We start from the raw sequence: 17211 nt of genomic DNA on the forward strand, positions 1-17211 counted from the left end.
AGCCCCCAAATGATCTTTTAAGATTAAATCGGTATAAATTATTTTTGGGTAATTATCCTAGAGCTTTTGGTGTTGTATACTCATACTCCGTTTAGCTGAAGTATTAAGTATTTTCCGATATTTATTTTCAAGATTATTGGTATATGGATTTCAAAACTATAAAAAAAGAAAGAGGGTGAAATTTAATATGGAAAGGGAAAGAACTATGAAATTCATTGTGATGTTCATGGAATTATCAAACTTTTTTCAAAACGGATTCTTTTTGATTGCTCAAAAATGTGGCTTTGCGAGATACTTTTAGTCATACTTTATTTTAAAGCTACATTTATGTTGAGGAATCTCAATATAAATATTAATGTTCCTACACCAAAGGTCTTTCTGGTAGTATATTCTCTATCCAGCCCTTGGATTTTTTATATCCAATTTCGGTAAGCAATCTACTAGAAGGAATGTAATTATTTTGTGACAGGAGTTAGGAAGAGCGGTTGAGAGGGATTAGAGTGAGGAGATTGAGAGGAACATTAATTTTATACATGGACAATAAATAAAAAACAATCAGTTATAAGATCTAAAGCTCGAAACACAAAAATGAATTAACCGTTTCACATAAAGTAAAATAATGACTAAAATAAATGAAACGATGATTGCGAAAGGAACACTTAAAGGAATTGGGAGACCCATCCCAGGCTAAATATGCATCCTTATTTGATCAAAACCAAACGTTCGTAGTATCCCAGCAAGCATAGAAATGATCGAACTAACAATTAATCCTACGTACAGTATGAAAAGGACAGGAATTATTAGTAAATGAAAAAAGGGGAGAATAATCCTTTTAATGTTCATTCCTTTTCACTCCTTATGATGTGCTCCACGTTAGCACTTGGAGAAAGGCTGTAATTTTTTTATAATAAAGTGTTTGGATATTGCAATTTTTCCCTATTACCACCGTATCTCCTTCAACAATTTCTGCATCTGTATAGGAAATTTCCAGTATTTTCCCTTTTATATGTGTGCAGGTCAGTTTTTTTCTTAATAAAGAAATTGTTATCCTTTCCTTCTCTATATGGGCTTCATCGGCGATAAGTCGTTCAATAGAACATTCCCCTGATAATTTTAACTGGAATTGGTTCGTATGTATTTCCTTTGCTTGAACAATGCCAGTTAAATCAACTTTTTCTAATTGAAGTATATCTTCTACGGTTAGTTTTCCTGAACCGCTAATCTTAGTTGTTTTCCCTTTTTTAATTTTTAGATTACCTGCATTTACAATTTCTTTAATAACAAAATGGTTCTTTAAAACACAAGACTCTGAGCTTTTTAAAATATCTGCTACAACGTCACCACGAAAAGAGCTATGTCCATGGGTTGAAATTGTTTTAGTATGTATATCCTGATGGAAAGCAACAGAGCCACGTATTTTTAATAGTTCATATGTTGTTGGCAAATCTTTAACAGTACCACTTGCAAAGCTTATGCTACGTAAATTCTCATTTTGTTCGTTAGTCATTCTTTAACACCACCAAGTTTTAATAAATATATTACATGTGATTTTGGCAAGGTATTATTTTTGTAAAATAAAATAAGGATTTCACCATCATGAAATCCTTAAAAAATTTTATTCATTAGCTTATTGATATCCATTAAAACCGTTGCTATATTATTTATTGTTTCTTGAGGAAACTTCAAAAATATTTCATGAACCTTATCCTCACCGGTATTTGTTAGAACCATTTTTACAACTCGACGATCTTCACTTTCTCTTATCCGCTGTACTAAATTTAATTTTTCCAGTTTATCACACATGGATGTAACTGCTCCGGGAGTAACATTAAAAAAATCAGCAATTTCAGTTGCTTTCATTCCACCATTAATTTTTAGCTGGAGGAGAAGAATAAGCTGGTTTTGAGAGAGAGATTCTCCTTCCGTAAGTAAATTTACAAACTTCTTAGACTTTAGCTGTATTTCAAGCAGTTCACTCATAATAAATTTAACGTTGTCCATTTGATTGTTTTCTGACATATTATCACAGCCTATATTATTTATTAGTTAAAATATATAGTAAGTATATAATTAATTTTAGTAACTGCCAAAGATTTCTTGCTTTTATTTCAAAGCTACATGGAGGGAGAAAAATTATTAAACTTTCCCTCTACTCGATTATGCAAACTATTAATTTGTCAAAATAACAAACAAACGGTATAATCCCAATAAATACAATATGATTTGTGGGTTTTGAGAAATTACTATTATTTGGGAGAGATGTATGTTGGGTGATATAAATTATGAATTAGGGATAGATATCGGGGGGACTTTTACCGATCTTACCCTAAAAGAGATAGATGGGTCTGGCATTTGGAATGAAAAGACGCCTACTGTGCCTAAAGATCCGGCAAGTGGAATTACGAATGGGTTACAACTGTTCAAAAAAAAGGGAATTGATTTGACGAAGATATCCTATTTCGTACATGGGATGACAATCGGTTTAAATACACTTTTACAACGGAACGGGACAAAAATTGGATTGCTGGTGACAACTGGTTTCAGAGATATCCTATCGATTCAACGACTCCGTCTTCCGATACCATATGATCTGCATTCTAGATTACCGGATAGCTTGATTGAGCGCAAACATGTGTATCCAATCAAGGAACGGATGCAAGCAGATGGACAAGTTTTCACGTCTTTAGATATGAATGATGTGGATCAGGCAATAGATCAAGCAATCGAAGCAGGCTTAGAAGGGCTTGTCGTTTCTTTCTTACACAGTTATCGTAATCCGGCGCATGAATTGCAGGTAGTAGAAAGAATTAAGGAAAGGGCTCCACATTTATACGTAGAGGCCTCCTCATCTATTTGGACAGAGGTGCGGGAATATGAGCGTACCGTTATTGCGGCAATGAATGTCTATATCCAGCCCAATGTGAAGCGATATTTAGAGACATTGGTGGAGCATCTTGAGCAAGAAGGAATTAAAGCGAAGCCATTCATTACACAGTCCAATGGCGGGTTGATGGAAATCCATGCTGCTGCGGAACATCCTGTCAAAACATTATTCTCAGGACCTGCTGCTGGTGTTATGGGAGCAGTCCAAGAAGCAAACGCATCAGGGGTAGATAATGTCATCACCTTTGACATCGGCGGAACGAGTGCGGATATTTCCCTAATTGAAGGTGGCGAAATTCTTTATACGCAAACGAATGAACTGGGAGGACTACCGACAATTCTCCCATCAGTGGCTATCTATTCAATTGGAGCAGGCGGCGGTTCGCTCGCATGGATTGATAAAGGTGGCCTTTTAAAAGTCGGTCCACTGTCGGCGGGGTCTGATCCTGGACCTGCATGCTATGGCCGTGGAGAAGAGCCTGCACTTACGGATGCATTTCTTCTGTCTGGTTATTTAAATAGTGCATTGTTTGCTGGAGGAAGTGTTGGTCTAGACCAGAATAGATCAGCATTGGCTTTTCAAAAAATTGCTGACTATCTCGGTAACGATGTGCTGGAAGCAGCTGACCAAACGATTCAAGTAGCTGTGGCGAACATGTTTACTGAATTGAGCAATGTCTTGGAGCAGCATGGTATTGATCCAGGTGACTTTAGTTTAATGGCCTTTGGAGGTGCTGGTCCTGTACTTGCTAATATGGTCGCAGAAGAAATACAAGCCAAACAAGTTATCATACCTGCAAATCCAGGCAATCTTTGTGCACAAGGAGCTTTGTCGGCTAATTTTGTTTATGATGCGATCACTTCCAGACAGGTATTGCTGAATGAAATGGACAAATCTGAATGGCGTGAAATCTTCGCAGCAATGGAACAAGAAGCAACAGACTGGCTGGATCGTCAGCAAGTAGATACTTTTCTTGAATCTACTCAGCTGTACCATACGATTGATGCACGTTATAAAGGACAGGCATTTGAACTGGAAATACCATTCCATCTTGATTGGCTAAAAGCAGATCCTAGTCTGAAGCTTGCGGAAATTTTCCATGAGCAACATAAGCGACTATACGGACATAGTGATCCAAATGCAAGCATAGAGCTGATGAATTTCAAAGTACGCATTGTAGGTGAAACTGCTACAAATAATCATGTAGGTATTGTGCTGAACAAGCATTCCATGGAACCAACCGAACGTACTGTTCGAATCAATGGGCAGGTTTACACCGCAGCTATTGTCGATAGAACTCTTCTCCGACCAGGAATGGAGATACAAGGGCCAGCTATTATCGAGCAGCAGGATACAACTACTTTAGTCCTGCCAAACTGGAAAGCCAAACTAGATGAAGCAGGTAACCTGTTATTGAAAAGAAAGGAGATGAACTAATGCGTTCGAATCCAGCACAACTAGAGATTATGCGCAGTTATTTTAATGCAACTGCTACGGGAATGGGGCATGTGATCGAGCGAACTAGCTTTACAACGTTCGTGAAAGAATCTGCCGATTTTGCAACAGCACTTGCGACTCCGGAAGGCGAATTTTATATGTATCCGAAATCTGTCGGAGTGACGATCTTCCTTGGGCTAAGTTTACGTAAGGCGATTGAGTCAGTAGAGGAGGAAATCGAGGAAGGCGATATTATCATTACGAATGATCCGTATACAACGGATGGTCTTGCCACGCATTTGCCGGATGTACATGTATTTAAGCCAATTTTCCATGATGGGAAGCTGGTAAGCTATGCGTGGGCATTTGTTCATGTTAGTGATGTTGGAGGCCTTGTGCCAGCTAGTATCTCCCCAACCGCGACAGATGTGCATCAGGAAGGCTTGCGAATCCCGCCTGTGAAGCTGTATCACAAAGGCAAACCAAACAAGGATGTATTGGCATTTCTTCGTATGAACAGCCGAGTAGCTGATTTGAATGAAGGGGATATCAACGCGATGGTAGCAAGTGTGAACACAGCTGAAAATCGTCTGCATCGTATGATTGGCAAATTCGGTTTGGAAGCTGTGCAAAATGGTATCGTGGATTTGTTGGAGCAAGCAGAATCACGATCAAGGGAAGTGTTACGCCAGATTCCTGATGGTGAATATTCTTTTGCAGATTACTTGGATGACGACATGGTATCAGAGGTGCCGATTCGTCTGGCTGTCACCCTACGTGTAAAAGATGGAGAAATTACGCTCGATTTCTCGGATAGTGATCCTCAGACACAAACAGCTTTTAATTTGGTGACAAATGGGCAGAAACATAGTTTCTTATATCAAGGTCTGATTAATTTCATCATTACAAGTGATCCTCATATTCCGAATAATGGTGGTATCACGAGACCTTTCTCTGTTATCGCGCCGAAGGGTACGCTTGTTAATCCTGCTTATCCAGCAGCGGTCGGTATCCGTCACTCGATCACAATGCGGATGTATAATGTAGTGCTCGGCGCAATTGCTAAAGCCTTGCCGGAGCTTGTACCAGCAGCAGGTGCGGGGCAGTCGGCTATTGTTGTCCTATCTGTTCCGCAGCCAGATGGAACAAGGAATATGGCTGTTGTTGAACCGATGGGTGGCGGAGGTGGAGCCCGGAAGGAACAGGACGGTATCGATGGAATTGATCATTCTTCCGGATTTTTGAAAAATACACCGATTGAAAGCTTGGAACAGCATATTCCTGTGCTTGTCGAGCGTTATGAATATGAACAGGATACAGGTGGAGGAGGCCAGTATCGCGGCGGTCATGCGATTAACCTCTCATTCCGCGTCATGGAGTCCGATTCGATAGTTACTGCAAGAGGTATGGAAAGGTTTCGTTTCCAGCCTTGGGGATTAGCCGGCGGACAAGCTGGACAACAAGGCTATGTTGTACGAAATCCAGAAGAGGATGTGGAGCAATTACCGAAGATTGATGTACTTCGCCCTGCAAAGGGAGATATCATTTCGATTACATCACCTGGGGGAGGCGGATTTGGCCCAGGATATCTTCGTCCAGTTGATAAAGTGGCCACAGAAGTTGCTGATGGTCTCCTTTCTGCTGAACAGGCAGCTAAAGACTATGGTGTCATCTTTAATGAACGTGGGGTAGACGAAGTAGCGACTAATGAGATACGCTCCAAGATGAAAGAGGAAGGTAACAAAGCATGGGATTTCGGTGCTTTCCGTTCGACCTATGAAAGCATCTGGACTGCTGAAGCAAGTACAACCTTAGCTGTAGCACTTCGTAATTTTCCGGTTAGCCTACGTAATGATTTCAAACGACAAGTTCATCGCCAGTTTGATTCTCAGAATGAGCCACTGACGAAACAGGTTGTTTTGGATGCCTTACGTCAAATTACGGGGGAGGAAGCGGATGAAACGATTAAGTAAATACGCTTTGGCAAGCGTAGCACTCATTATATTGCTTGTACTGGCATCATGCAGTACTGGCGAGGAAGAACAATCCGTCACCATTGGTGTATACGGTGGTGATTGGGAAGCGAGTATCAAAGAATCCCTTGATAATTTTGAGGAAGAGACAGGTATTAACGTTAATGTCATTGCTGGAACAGATGTTGAGTGGTATATGAAAATGCGGGCAGCAGACGGTTCCAACGTCCCTTATGATCTGTTGATTCTACAGCCTGATACAATACAGCGTGCTATGTCAGCTGATTTATTGGAGCCACTAGATGAAGAGAAGGTACCACATTTGGCTGATCTGTATGATTCTGTTCAGCAGCGGTTTGAAAAGGATGGCAAAGAATACGCAGCAGCCTTCAGTATGGGACAGCTCGGAATTGCCTATGCTCCGGATGCAGTAGAGAATGTACCTGAAAGCTGGCTTGATTTAGCGAATGAGGAGTACCAAGGGCAGATTGGACTATCCTCCCCTTCGTATTCGGCTGGCTTGCAGTTCTTTTCTGGTGTTACACAGGAGATTGGCGGAGAAGAAGGGAATCCAGAAGATATTGATAAGACATTTGAGGAATTAAAGAAAATCAATAAGAATGTAGTCGCCTATCCGGATAATCCTGGAACAATCCAGACATTGCTGGACAGAGGAGAAATCAGCATCATTCCATTTTGGGATGGTCGGATTTTTGCGCTTCAGGATGCAGGTATGGATATCGACTTTGTTTATCCAGAAGATGGTACTGTGGCAGCTGTTGCTAGCTGGGCTATGATGAAGAACGCACCGAATGAGGAGAATGCCTATAAGCTGCTCGATTATCTAAGCAGTCCGGAAGTGCACAGTATGTACTCAGAAAAGTCCTATTATGGTATGGCAAACGAAAATACACAATACAGTGATGCCATCAAAGATAAAATTGAAGTCGGAGAAGAGCAATTTGCTTCTTTGAAGTGGGTTGATTACGAAGTTTCTACAGGTAAAGTATCCGAATGGACGAATAGATGGTCACGAGAATTGGGGGAATAACATGAGTGGAATAAAACTCGAAGGCGTCAGTCTGGATTATGGCAATCACTTAGCTTTGAAAGAAGTAGAATTAAAAATTAAGCAGGGAGAGTTCTTTTCCTTGCTTGGTCCAAGTGGTTGTGGGAAATCAACGCTCTTAAATATCATAGCGGGATTTCTTGAACAAACGACTGGTGTTGTTTATATTGGAGACAAGGATGTAACAAATATACCGCCTTACAAGCGGAATCTAGGTATGGTTTTCCAAAACTATGCTCTATTCCCGCATTTGTCTGTTCAAGATAATGTGGCATATGGTCTTAAAAATAAGAAAATGTCCAAAAAAAATGTGAAGCAAAAAGTGGAAGAATCGCTTGCCCTTGTTCAGTTGGAATCGTATGCAACTCGTATGCCGCATCAGCTTAGCGGAGGGCAGCAGCAGCGAGTTGCTATCGCTCGTGCGCTTGCCATTGAACCAAGTGTGCTGCTGCTTGATGAGCCACTAAGTAATTTGGATGCCAAACTGCGAAAAGAAATGCAGTTCGAGCTACGCCGAATTCAAAAGAGTGTCGGCATCACGACTGTTCTAGTAACACATGATCAGGAGGAGGCCCTGAGTCTGTCCGATCGGATTGGGATCCTTGGGGATGGCGTCTTGCAGCAGGTGGGCGAACCTCTTGAAGTATACAGACGACCTGCGAATCGTTTTGTCGCTGAGTTCATCGGTCAGGTAAATATATTTGATACAGTGCTTAATGAAGGCACTGTTTATGAAACAGCAGCAGGATTTAAGGTGGAAGCTCAGCCGCATGAGCAAGGTGTACAACCGAAGCGTGTACGTTTCATGCTGCGCCCGGAACGTATCTTCCTTGAACAAGATGCAGCTATCGGCTCAGTGAATCATGTACGTGCTGTTGTAAAAGAAAGCAGCTATATTGGTAATGCCATTCGCATTAGAACAGAAATTGGCGGGATGGAACTGGCTGTTCATGCGCCAGATCCATTGTTCCCTGTCCTTCCAGCTCAGGGTGAGGAGCTTGCCCTTTCGTGGAACAAAGAAGATATTATTTACTTAGAGGTTTTAGATCATGAAGACAACTAGACAGAAGAAATTTTATGGTATTTTATTAGCTCCTACTTTAATTTTTTTGGGTATTTTCCTGCTTTTACCGCTGATTCAGTTGCTAATTCTTAGTTTTCAGCAAGTAGATAATTTCTTTGAGGTTATTAAAGGATATACGTTAGGTCATTATATTGAGGTGTTGACAACACCAATCTATTTGAAAACGATTTGGCAGACTTTATTCGTAGCAGTTGTCACCACAGTTGTTTGTTTAGTCCTAGCCTATCCAGCTGCCTATCTACTAGTTCGATCTTCTAAACGCTGGCGGGCATTTTTCTATATATTGCTTGTGTCTCCACTACTGACAAGTGTTGTCATCCGGACATTTGCATGGATCATATTATTAGCTCAAAACGGGCTTGTCAATGATATCCTAATGAAGGCGTCAATTATAGATGAATCGTTGGATATGCTCTGGAATATGAATGCTGTTATTATCGCGTATGTACAGGTTATGCTGCCATTTGCGGTTCTACCCATTGCTACTTCCATGTCAGATATTAAAGGTAATTTGCGTTCGGCTTCCATGACCCTTGGCTCAAATCGTATTGCGACATTCTTCCGCGTTACCTTGCCGCTTACGATTCCGGGAATGATTAGTGGCGCGATGATTGTATTTTCGCTGGCAGCTGGCAGTTATATTACACCGCTTTTAGTAGGTGGACGGATGCAGCCATTATTACCGCTTTCCATCTATCAGCAGATCATGCAAGTCTATAATTTACCGCTTGCTGCTGCGATGGCCATCACATTAATGGTGTTTGTGTTCCTTGTGATAGCGATACTCGGTTACATTCTGAAGAAATGGGAGGTGCGTGTGAATGGATAAAAAAGGTACGAAATGGATCGACAGTCTCATCTGGATTGCCGGTATAGCTGTCTATCTATTCCTGACAATTCCGGTACTCGTTATCATTTTGTCAGCTTTCAGTCCGACAGATTATCCGCAGTTTCCGCCAACCGATTTCTCGGTCCGATGGTTTGCAGAAGTATTCCAAAGTGAACAGTGGATGCAATCACTTTGGTCCAGCACACTTGTTATGGTTATCGTGACACCATTGACGGTATTGCTCGGTACGATGTCATCTTATGCATTAGCACGATTATCTTTCCCGGGTAAAGGATTGATTCAGTCTTTTATCATGTCACCTTTAATGATTCCGCAAGTCGTGCTTGGAGTTGCACTATTGTATCTATTTTCTTCAATGGGATTATTTGGATCAACATTGGGACTGATCATTGGTCACATCGTCATTTGCTTTCCATATGTAGTACGGACTGTTACCGTTAGTATTACGAACTTGGATACTAGACTCGAGCTCGCTTCCATGAATCTTGGTTCGACACCATGGCAGACGTTTTACCGCGTCACCCTGCCGCTGATCAAACCGGGAATTATTGCAGGTGCTGTTTTTGCAGCAGTTACATCATTCGGAGAAATTTCTGTAAGTCTGTTTGTCAGTACACCAGAAACGATCACCATTCCGGTTCGAACATTTGGATACATCGACCAAACCTTTGATCCGAGTGTTAATGCCATTGCGGTTATCTTTATTGCATTATCGGTTATTGCGCTAGTTATTATTGAGAAAACAATTGGTTTATCAAAAGTTATGTAATCAGAAAGGAGCTGTCATCACATATATACCATGTATGTGATGACAGCTCCTTCTATTTTATTTAATATCCCTCGCATTCCCCTATTTCTCCGGCATTCTTTTAACCAATAAACACAGCAGAAAGAACAACCCCAAATAACCAAACAACGGATACAGTACCGACAGTAATTTCCCATACCCCACCTGGCTGATTAAAAAGACAATAAACAGAATCATCAAAACAGCATGCTTGTACCGAAGCTGAAACGCAGACTGCAGCTGACGTGTAATGCCAAACACATTCCCGACTACCGTATTGAAAATCTCGCCATAAATAACGATTAAGAACAGGACGTGAATAAGGGTTCCGAAATGTTGGACGATCTCGGCCATCGGAATTTCATAAGGAAATGTTTCTGGAAAGACGGATAATGAAAAATGAATCCATAACAGGATGAAGAATAAAGCTAGTCCACCCAGAAATCCGCCCCAGCGTAAGATATGTTCATCCTGAATTTCTTTTCCTAATGGAACAAGGACCACCTGTGCTGTCATCAGATTAAATGCTGCGTAGGCAAAAGGGGAACCCGCCCATGAAAGGTTGTCCGATAACTGAACAGGGAGGAGTTTTTCTGCCAGCAGATGCGGATGCTCGCCTGCGATAGAGCCTGCTACAAACAGGACGAAGAGAAGCATTAATGGCACAATGTAGGAGTTGATCGCAAATAATCCATTTAACCCTTTCATGACAACGATGTAAGAGAGAATAAGTGTCAGGATAATTCCTAATTGAAATGGAAGGCCAAGCTGTTCCTGAAACACCGCGCCTGCACCGGAAAGCATGACGGAAGTGACACCAATTACGACCAAAAAGATAAAAAGGTTCACCACTTTGGCAATGTTTTTGCCGAATAGATAAGCGTTTAATTCCTGATAAGAATAGGCTCCGATTCGGGCAGATATAATCATTATTTTGGTTCCAATCCAAATAAACAAGACTCCGCTGACTGCAATGCCAACGGTTCCTAAAGCTCCATAGGTACTAAAAAATGTGACAATTTCTTTCCCTGATGAAAAGCCTGCTCCAATAACTGTTCCGACATATGTAGCTGCTAACAGCAATATAGATATTTTTCGATTTCGCATCACGCCACCTCCTCATCATTTTTATGATAAGCAGGACGAGGAAATACCAGCTTTTCAAAATTTCACCTAAAAAAACGAAATACCCTCCAAACAATAACGAGGAACAGCATATACCCGAAAAAAGAATAGGTATGGTTCCAATCTGGGTGATGTATAAAGCCTCCCAGTTTCTCAGCGGCTTTTTCAATAAAAATGATTGCTGTACTAATCGTAAGAATCATTATACACCGCGGAAGAAACAACATCCGGTCGGCCACGTACAAAAAAAGAATGATGGAGACAGGAAGGATCAGCAGCGTAAAGGCAATATTAACTGTAAATATCTCCGGGAAAAGCCGCATCGGAAAATGATACATCTCGATGCCGACAAAAAATAAATCTAAGTAGGTTCCGACGATGGAAGAAAAGAGAGCTGCGATGACATACGCCTGCCGCTTTTTACTCCTGTCTGAGAAAGATTGCTTTTTTTGCAATGATGGCAAGCTCGATTTTTTCCATTGCTTTGCAGTATTTTTCATAAATTTCCCCACCTGTATTTTTTTCTTCTTCTACGAAATAATCAATCACATGTAAATCATTAAACCAGTCCCCTGTTTCTGTCGGAGAGTGGTTAACGTTTTTCCAAGCATATTTCAATGGGGGACTATAAATTCGGGGAGCTCCTTTTCTGCGTGCACAATGCTTTGTCCTTCGCCGGTATACCGTACCAGGAACAGATTCATTCACAGAATGAAACAAATCCCCCCAATAATCGGCTCTGGAGCCTGTATGCGGATGTTTATTCGCCCATCTCAGCACATTTCGTAAGACAGAAGCCTGTTGTTGAAAAAGGATGGTATATAAACGTTTTCCTAACATAATCCGCTCATGGAGAGAACCGAAATGGTGCAGGGTATCGCCAATCAATGCGGGTTTCTTTTCTGTTTTTCCATGTGGATAATACGGGAAAATAACATGATTAAAGCGCAAAAAATCATACAGCTTAAAACCGAATGTATCTAGTACCGTTTCTTTAAAATGTGGATGATGCACCACTCTTTGTTCCAAATAACTTTGTTCATTAATAATGGTTGCGATGGCTAAGAGATAACGGTCACCGTGCCCCCAAAAATGATTCCATATCACTTCCATAAATATCGAAACATTCAAGAAAGGAAGAAGGTGAAAAAGGTTTCGGTTCATCTTTACGCTGTACTGATATAGCAATAATTGCGGATAAACATCCTGGAATATTAACCAATTACCCCGTTCTAAAAACAGGTAGAAATTTTTTTGTTCTTTTTCAGATAACAAACGCGATAGGAGGTCACCTTTCAAATCGGTCATGCTCCAACCGCCGTTTCGTGATACCATATGCCCCAATAAAGCCCAATGGATTTCGGGATGCTGCACATAAAAATCGAAGTAGGCTTGTGTCCGGGTGACATTATTTTTATTCGATTTATTTGTCATATGATGGATATGTCGAATAAGTATCTGCTCTCTTTTAGGCAGCATGGATACGGATAGGCCGTTTGTTTTTTGGTTCCTTTTATTCTTCAGTTCTTTTTTTATCTCAAGAACAGACTTTTCATACACTTTTTTCTTCTGGAAACAGCCAATTGTCATCCAGTCTCCTCCTTCTCTAAGGAATATGCTTATACGGTGTGGCATATGTATAGGAAAAAATGATTCCTATAAGAGAGGTTTTCTGATGAAAGAAAAGGTGGATACAGAAATAAATCGTCTGATTGATAAGCTAACACAAGATCAGAAGCATAACGGATCCTGGGCGTACCCCTTTGAAACGGGGATTTCCACAGATTGTTATATGATTATTCTCTTACGTACATTGGAAATGGAGGATGAAGAGGATTTAATCGAAGCGCTGGTAAGCAGAATCCTACGTAAACAAGGGAAAAATGGTGCCTGGAAAATATTCCACGATGAAGCGGAAGGGAATCTCACGGCAACAGTGGAAGCCTGTTATGCGCTCCTTTATTCCGGTCACCGAAAAAAGGAGGACCGGGAGATTCGCTTGGCTACAAAGTTTATCCAGCGGCATGGCGGCTTAAAAGAAATCAATATGTTTGCAAAGGTCATGTTAGCTCTGACAGGGCAGTATAAGTGGCCCCGCTTTCTCCCTGTTCCGGTTAAATTTATTCTTTTTCCAGTTTCCTTTCCACTTAATCTATTTGACTTATCGTTATATGCACGGTCCAATTTGATTCCGATATTAATTACTGCGGATTATAAATTCAGCCGGAAAACAAAGCGTTCGCCTGATTTATCCGATCTATTTTTACAACGGGGCGATGACGGCGATTGGGAAACGGAGTTAAACAATTGGCGCTCCTTTCAAACTCCCTTTCAACGAGGAATTGGCAGTCTGATAGGGAACCCGGAACAGCTCCATGAATTAGCCTTGCAGCGGGCGGAGGAGTATATGCTGAATCGAAGGGAATTGGACGGTACGTTTTACAGCTATTTCAGTGCAACGTTTTTGATGATATTTGCTCTGATGGCCAGGGGTTATTCGAAAAATGACCTGATTATTACGAAAGCTGTAGAAGGGTTAAAATCGTTTCAAACGAACATAGGAAAACAAACGCATATGCAGTATACGACGGCAAACGTCTGGAATACTGCTTTGATCAGCCATGCGTTGCAAAAGGCGGGTGTACCGTCAGCTTCAACGGAGATTAAAAAGGCAAATCACTATTTGCTCGGGAGACAACAGATGAAGTACGGCGATTGGTCCGTCCATAACCCGGATGTGACACCTGGGGGTTGGGGATTTTCCAATATCAATACATTTAATCCTGATCTGGACGATACAACGGCTGCGTTAAGGTCTATCCGTTCATTTGCTCGTGAAAATCCCGTTTACCGTCAAGCCTGGGACCGGGGAGTTCAGTGGGCGGTCTCTATGCAGAATGATGATGGGGGCTGGCCCGCATTTGAGAAAAATGTGGATAATACGCTGCTTTCCTGGCTGCCGATTGAGGGAGGGGGATCGATGCTCTTAGACCCATCAACGGCAGATTTAACTGGGAGAACATTAGAGTTTTTCGGAAATGATACGCATACAGATACGTATCAGCCTTTTATAAAGGACGGCGTGAAGTGGCTCTTGCAAAATCAGGAAAAGGATGGATCCTGGTATGGCAGATGGGGGATTTGTTATATTTATGGAACCTGGTCAGCGATTACTGGCTTAGCAGCGGTTAAAACACGTAATAATCACCCGCAAGTTCAAAAAGCAATCCAATGGTTATACGCTATTCAAAATCAGGATGGCGGCTGGGGAGAGTCGTGTAAAAGTGATATAGAGAAGAAGTATGTCCCATTAAAGGAAAGCACGCGTACACATACCGCCTGGGCATTAGATGCACTGATTGCTGTAGAAGGAAAAGCAACTCCAGAAATCAAGCGGGGGATTTCGTATTTGCTGGAGACGTCAGAGAAAGAGGATTGGACGACGGCTTATCCAAAGGGACAGGGGCTTCCTGGAGGATTTTATATTCACTATCATAGCTATGAATATTTGTTTCCGTTGCTTGCTTTAGCGAATTATCGGGAGAAGTTTTGACGATAGGAGAATATGTGAAAAGTCTTGAAATGATAAAGGGTGAAGTAAGATCACAGAGAATGCGGATGGAATAGCCGGGTTGAAAATGAACAGTCGGTAGGAACACAGACAATCATGCCTGCAGAAATAGAATAACTTTTTCCATTCTAATTTCTGCTTATGTATAACGACTCAAAATTAATGGTTATATGGTGATATAATCTTCGCTTTTTACCTATAGACAATCAGATTGAATTCAAAAGTGATTCAATCTGATTGTTTTGTTTTATATTCCTACCATTACAAAGATTTTACTTTCTTCAATCAGCAAAAATAGATATCATTCCTCTCTTTCAACCTCATCCAACAGCCTCGGGATGTCGACTGAAAATAGATTCCAAGTGATTCATCCTTAACTGAAATAGCGGATAGTTTAAAAAAATGAATCATATTAGGCGTTTTTAATAAAACTTTGCCATATTTATTATCCTGCCTATTTACATAATTTAACGTTAGTTATATGATATAAAATGGTTCTTAAGTTGTGATTTTTTTGTTTTTTGTATTTTTTAGGTATGTGAAATTAGTTCTAAAGTTTTATTTGTGTTTTGCTTAGCAAAGAAACCGGGAAGAAACAGTGAGTACAGTTGGGGGACAGTAGAGATATGTGATGGGTTATTTGCAGTGAAAGCAATGATGAAGTTTAAGGTACATATGCAGCAAATCTATGTTTTACCAGGTTTTATCGTCTGTCCCATCATGTCAGACCTAAGTAAAGAAAATCTGGTAATTTTCATTACTGCCGATCATTCGATGAGGTGCAGGAAAATATTTACGGTATCATTTATATGAAGGAGAAAACGACTATGAAAAAGGTATATGTCATCATACCACTTGCTATTTTATTTCTAGTAATGAGTGGTTGTAGTAATAAAGAAGCGTTATCTACTGCTGCAGAAGCAGAAAACGGGCATCAATCCGAGAATGAAGAAAAATCAGGCGAAAGTGTTGAAGAAGAGCCTGAAGAAGTAGAAGAAACAATGATAGAGGAAGAAGATATAGAAGAAAATTTGGACAGCAAACCAGAAAATTATGAGACGATTGTATTAGAAGATACGAATGATGTTAAAGAAATAACAGTAGAATACCCTCATTTTTCCTATGCTCCTTTAGATGACATTATATCAAGTGAAATGGAAGACATTTTTGAGCGTGAGAAAGACGTTGATGAAAATGATGCGTTTTATGAGAATTCTTTTGGTGTTAAACATAGCTTTATCAGAACTTTTGAGGAGCCGATTATTTCTTCAGATTTTGTATCTGTCTATTTTGAGGATAACGTATATTATGCAGCTGCCAATAGCCTTTTAGTAAGTAATACAATAAATTTTGATTTGAGAAATGATAGCGTTATTACCTTAGAAGAGGTATTAAATGAACATGCAACATCTTTAGATGAAATAGCTGAATTGGCAGCTCAAAAACTTATTACAGATGATAAATTTGCTGAATATCGAGAAGACCCTGTATCAGATTATTATATGGAAGCGGCGTATGAAGTAACCGATCCTTTGGAAAATGATTATGATTCATTTACTTTAAGCGAAGAAGCACTTACAGTATATATCCCGCAAGATAATTCGCTTTTTGCACAATCGGAAGGCATTGTTGGCGTTGAATTGCCCTGGGATGAAATAGAAGGATTTCAAGGCAGCAGTTACGATGAAGAGGCGGCCAATGAGCCGGTACAAGAAACAGCCTCACACGTTTTTGGTGAGTCAGCTGAAGCAATGAATGCTTTAACATACATGGATGAAGAATATGGTTTTTCTGTAGAGCTGCCAGAATCATGGGAAGGTAAGTATTCTGTAAGAGAAACCGAAGATTATTATGATCACTTGATTAAAGAACCGTCTAAATCGATTGTATTTAGCATGGTTGAAGACGGGATGTATATTGGAGATTTATTTTCCATTGAAGTGATTGAAGGAATAGATGAGAATGAAGTAGAAGCATACTACGAAGATTGGCCGGGCTTTGAAGGGTATATTGCAGCCGGGAATGATGTTGTATTGGTATATACAAGACCTGGAATGATGCCGGAACAGCTTTATGAAGAACCGTATATTGAAACAGGAAATCAATTTTCACAGATGGTTGAGCAGGATATGCCCGGTATACTGGAAACGGTAGAATTTGAGTAGCTGTTACTTCTAAAATAAATTTCTTTCTATATGCGAAGGAGAAGACAATTAAAACTTTAGATGCGATGGTAAGAAAAATACAGATTGGATCAATAATGATTCAGTCTTTTACTACATTGGTAATCGTGGTCCCAGCCTCACTCTCCAGCCCCGGCCAGTTACACTGCGATAAAGTTGATAGACAAAGCATGACGGCTATTGATTATAGAAGGTAAAATGTCAGTATATGATAGAAGGTCTTAATAGGCTTTTATTATAAATGCTGA

14 protein-coding genes are annotated in these 17211 nt (G+C 40.5%); 9 read left to right on the plus strand and 5 right to left on the minus strand.

Annotation, left to right across the window (positions count from 1 at the left end; genetic code table 11):
- Nucleotides 1-856: 856 nt before the first annotated feature.
- Nucleotides 857-1507 (minus strand): hypothetical protein, encoded by a 651-nt coding sequence (locus BN986_RS07995; protein WP_052400698.1) that lies wholly within the window; start codon nucleotides 1505-1507, stop codon nucleotides 857-859.
- Nucleotides 1508-1605: 98 nt separating this feature from the next.
- Nucleotides 1606-2019, minus strand: coding sequence for a MarR family winged helix-turn-helix transcriptional regulator (locus tag BN986_RS08000; protein ID WP_040979327.1), 414 nt, complete (start codon nucleotides 2017-2019; stop codon nucleotides 1606-1608).
- 247 nt (nucleotides 2020-2266) lie between these two features.
- On the opposite strand from BN986_RS08000, the gene BN986_RS08005 reads away from it, so the two are divergent.
- Genes BN986_RS08005 through BN986_RS08030 form a run of 6 tightly spaced genes read left to right on the plus strand, consistent with a single transcriptional unit; the run spans nucleotide 2267 to nucleotide 10066 of the window.
- On the plus strand, nucleotides 2267-4321 hold the full coding sequence (locus BN986_RS08005; protein WP_040980685.1) for a hydantoinase/oxoprolinase family protein: 2055 nt from the start codon (nucleotides 2267-2269) through the stop codon (nucleotides 4319-4321).
- Nucleotides 4321-6294, plus strand: coding sequence for a hydantoinase B/oxoprolinase family protein (locus tag BN986_RS08010; RefSeq protein WP_040979328.1), 1974 nt, complete (start codon nucleotides 4321-4323; stop codon nucleotides 6292-6294). The genes BN986_RS08005 and BN986_RS08010 overlap by 1 nt, the downstream gene beginning before the upstream one ends.
- The gene (locus tag BN986_RS08015; protein WP_040979329.1) at nucleotides 6278-7345 is read left to right on the plus strand and encodes an ABC transporter substrate-binding protein; all 1068 of its coding nucleotides are present in this window, start codon (nucleotides 6278-6280) and stop codon (nucleotides 7343-7345) included. Before BN986_RS08010 ends, BN986_RS08015 begins: the two co-directional genes overlap by 17 nt.
- Before the next feature lies 1 nt (nucleotide 7346).
- Nucleotides 7347-8426: an ABC transporter ATP-binding protein gene (locus tag BN986_RS08020; RefSeq protein ID WP_040979330.1), complete on the plus strand. Its 1080-nt coding sequence runs from the start codon at nucleotides 7347-7349 to the stop codon at nucleotides 8424-8426.
- Nucleotides 8413-9276 (plus strand): ABC transporter permease, encoded by an 864-nt coding sequence (locus BN986_RS08025; RefSeq protein ID WP_040979331.1) that lies wholly within the window; start codon nucleotides 8413-8415, stop codon nucleotides 9274-9276. Before BN986_RS08020 ends, BN986_RS08025 begins: the two co-directional genes overlap by 14 nt.
- Nucleotides 9269-10066, plus strand: a complete 798-nt coding sequence (locus BN986_RS08030) for an ABC transporter permease (protein ID WP_040979332.1) — start codon at nucleotides 9269-9271, stop codon at nucleotides 10064-10066. Before BN986_RS08025 ends, BN986_RS08030 begins: the two co-directional genes overlap by 8 nt.
- Before the next feature lie 81 nt (nucleotides 10067-10147).
- On the opposite strand, the gene BN986_RS08035 is transcribed toward BN986_RS08030, so the two are convergent.
- The 3 genes from BN986_RS08035 to BN986_RS08045 form a co-directional block, all read right to left on the minus strand.
- Complete coding sequence (locus BN986_RS08035; RefSeq protein WP_040979333.1) at nucleotides 10148-11191, minus strand: YkvI family membrane protein; 1044 nt, start codon at nucleotides 11189-11191, stop codon at nucleotides 10148-10150.
- A 62-nt stretch (nucleotides 11192-11253) separates the two neighbouring features.
- Complete coding sequence (locus tag BN986_RS08040) at nucleotides 11254-11709, minus strand: CBO0543 family protein (RefSeq protein ID WP_052400699.1); 456 nt, start codon at nucleotides 11707-11709, stop codon at nucleotides 11254-11256.
- Nucleotides 11630-12799 (minus strand): DUF2515 domain-containing protein, encoded by a 1170-nt coding sequence (locus tag BN986_RS08045; protein WP_040979335.1) that lies wholly within the window; start codon nucleotides 12797-12799, stop codon nucleotides 11630-11632. The genes BN986_RS08040 and BN986_RS08045 overlap by 80 nt, the downstream gene beginning before the upstream one ends.
- Nucleotides 12800-12884: 85 nt before the next feature.
- On the opposite strand from BN986_RS08045, the gene shc reads away from it, so the two are divergent.
- The 3 genes from shc (at nucleotide 12885) to BN986_RS08055 (ending at nucleotide 16945) form a co-directional block, all read left to right on the plus strand.
- Nucleotides 12885-14762: a squalene--hopene cyclase gene (gene shc, locus BN986_RS08050; protein ID WP_040979336.1), complete on the plus strand. Its 1878-nt coding sequence runs from the start codon at nucleotides 12885-12887 to the stop codon at nucleotides 14760-14762.
- Between the two features lie 582 nt (nucleotides 14763-15344).
- Complete coding sequence (locus BN986_RS26935) at nucleotides 15345-15593, plus strand: hypothetical protein (protein WP_148417093.1); 249 nt, start codon at nucleotides 15345-15347, stop codon at nucleotides 15591-15593.
- Nucleotides 15594-15607: 14 nt separating this feature from the next.
- A complete protein-coding gene (locus BN986_RS08055) occupies nucleotides 15608-16945 on the plus strand; it encodes a hypothetical protein (RefSeq protein ID WP_040979337.1) in 1338 nt (445 codons plus the stop codon).
- Nucleotides 16946-17211: the final 266 nt, after the last annotated feature.

This window comes from Oceanobacillus jeddahensis, from assembly GCF_000750635.1.
Taxonomy (GTDB): domain Bacteria; phylum Bacillota; class Bacilli; order Bacillales; family Amphibacillaceae; genus Oceanobacillus; species Oceanobacillus jeddahense.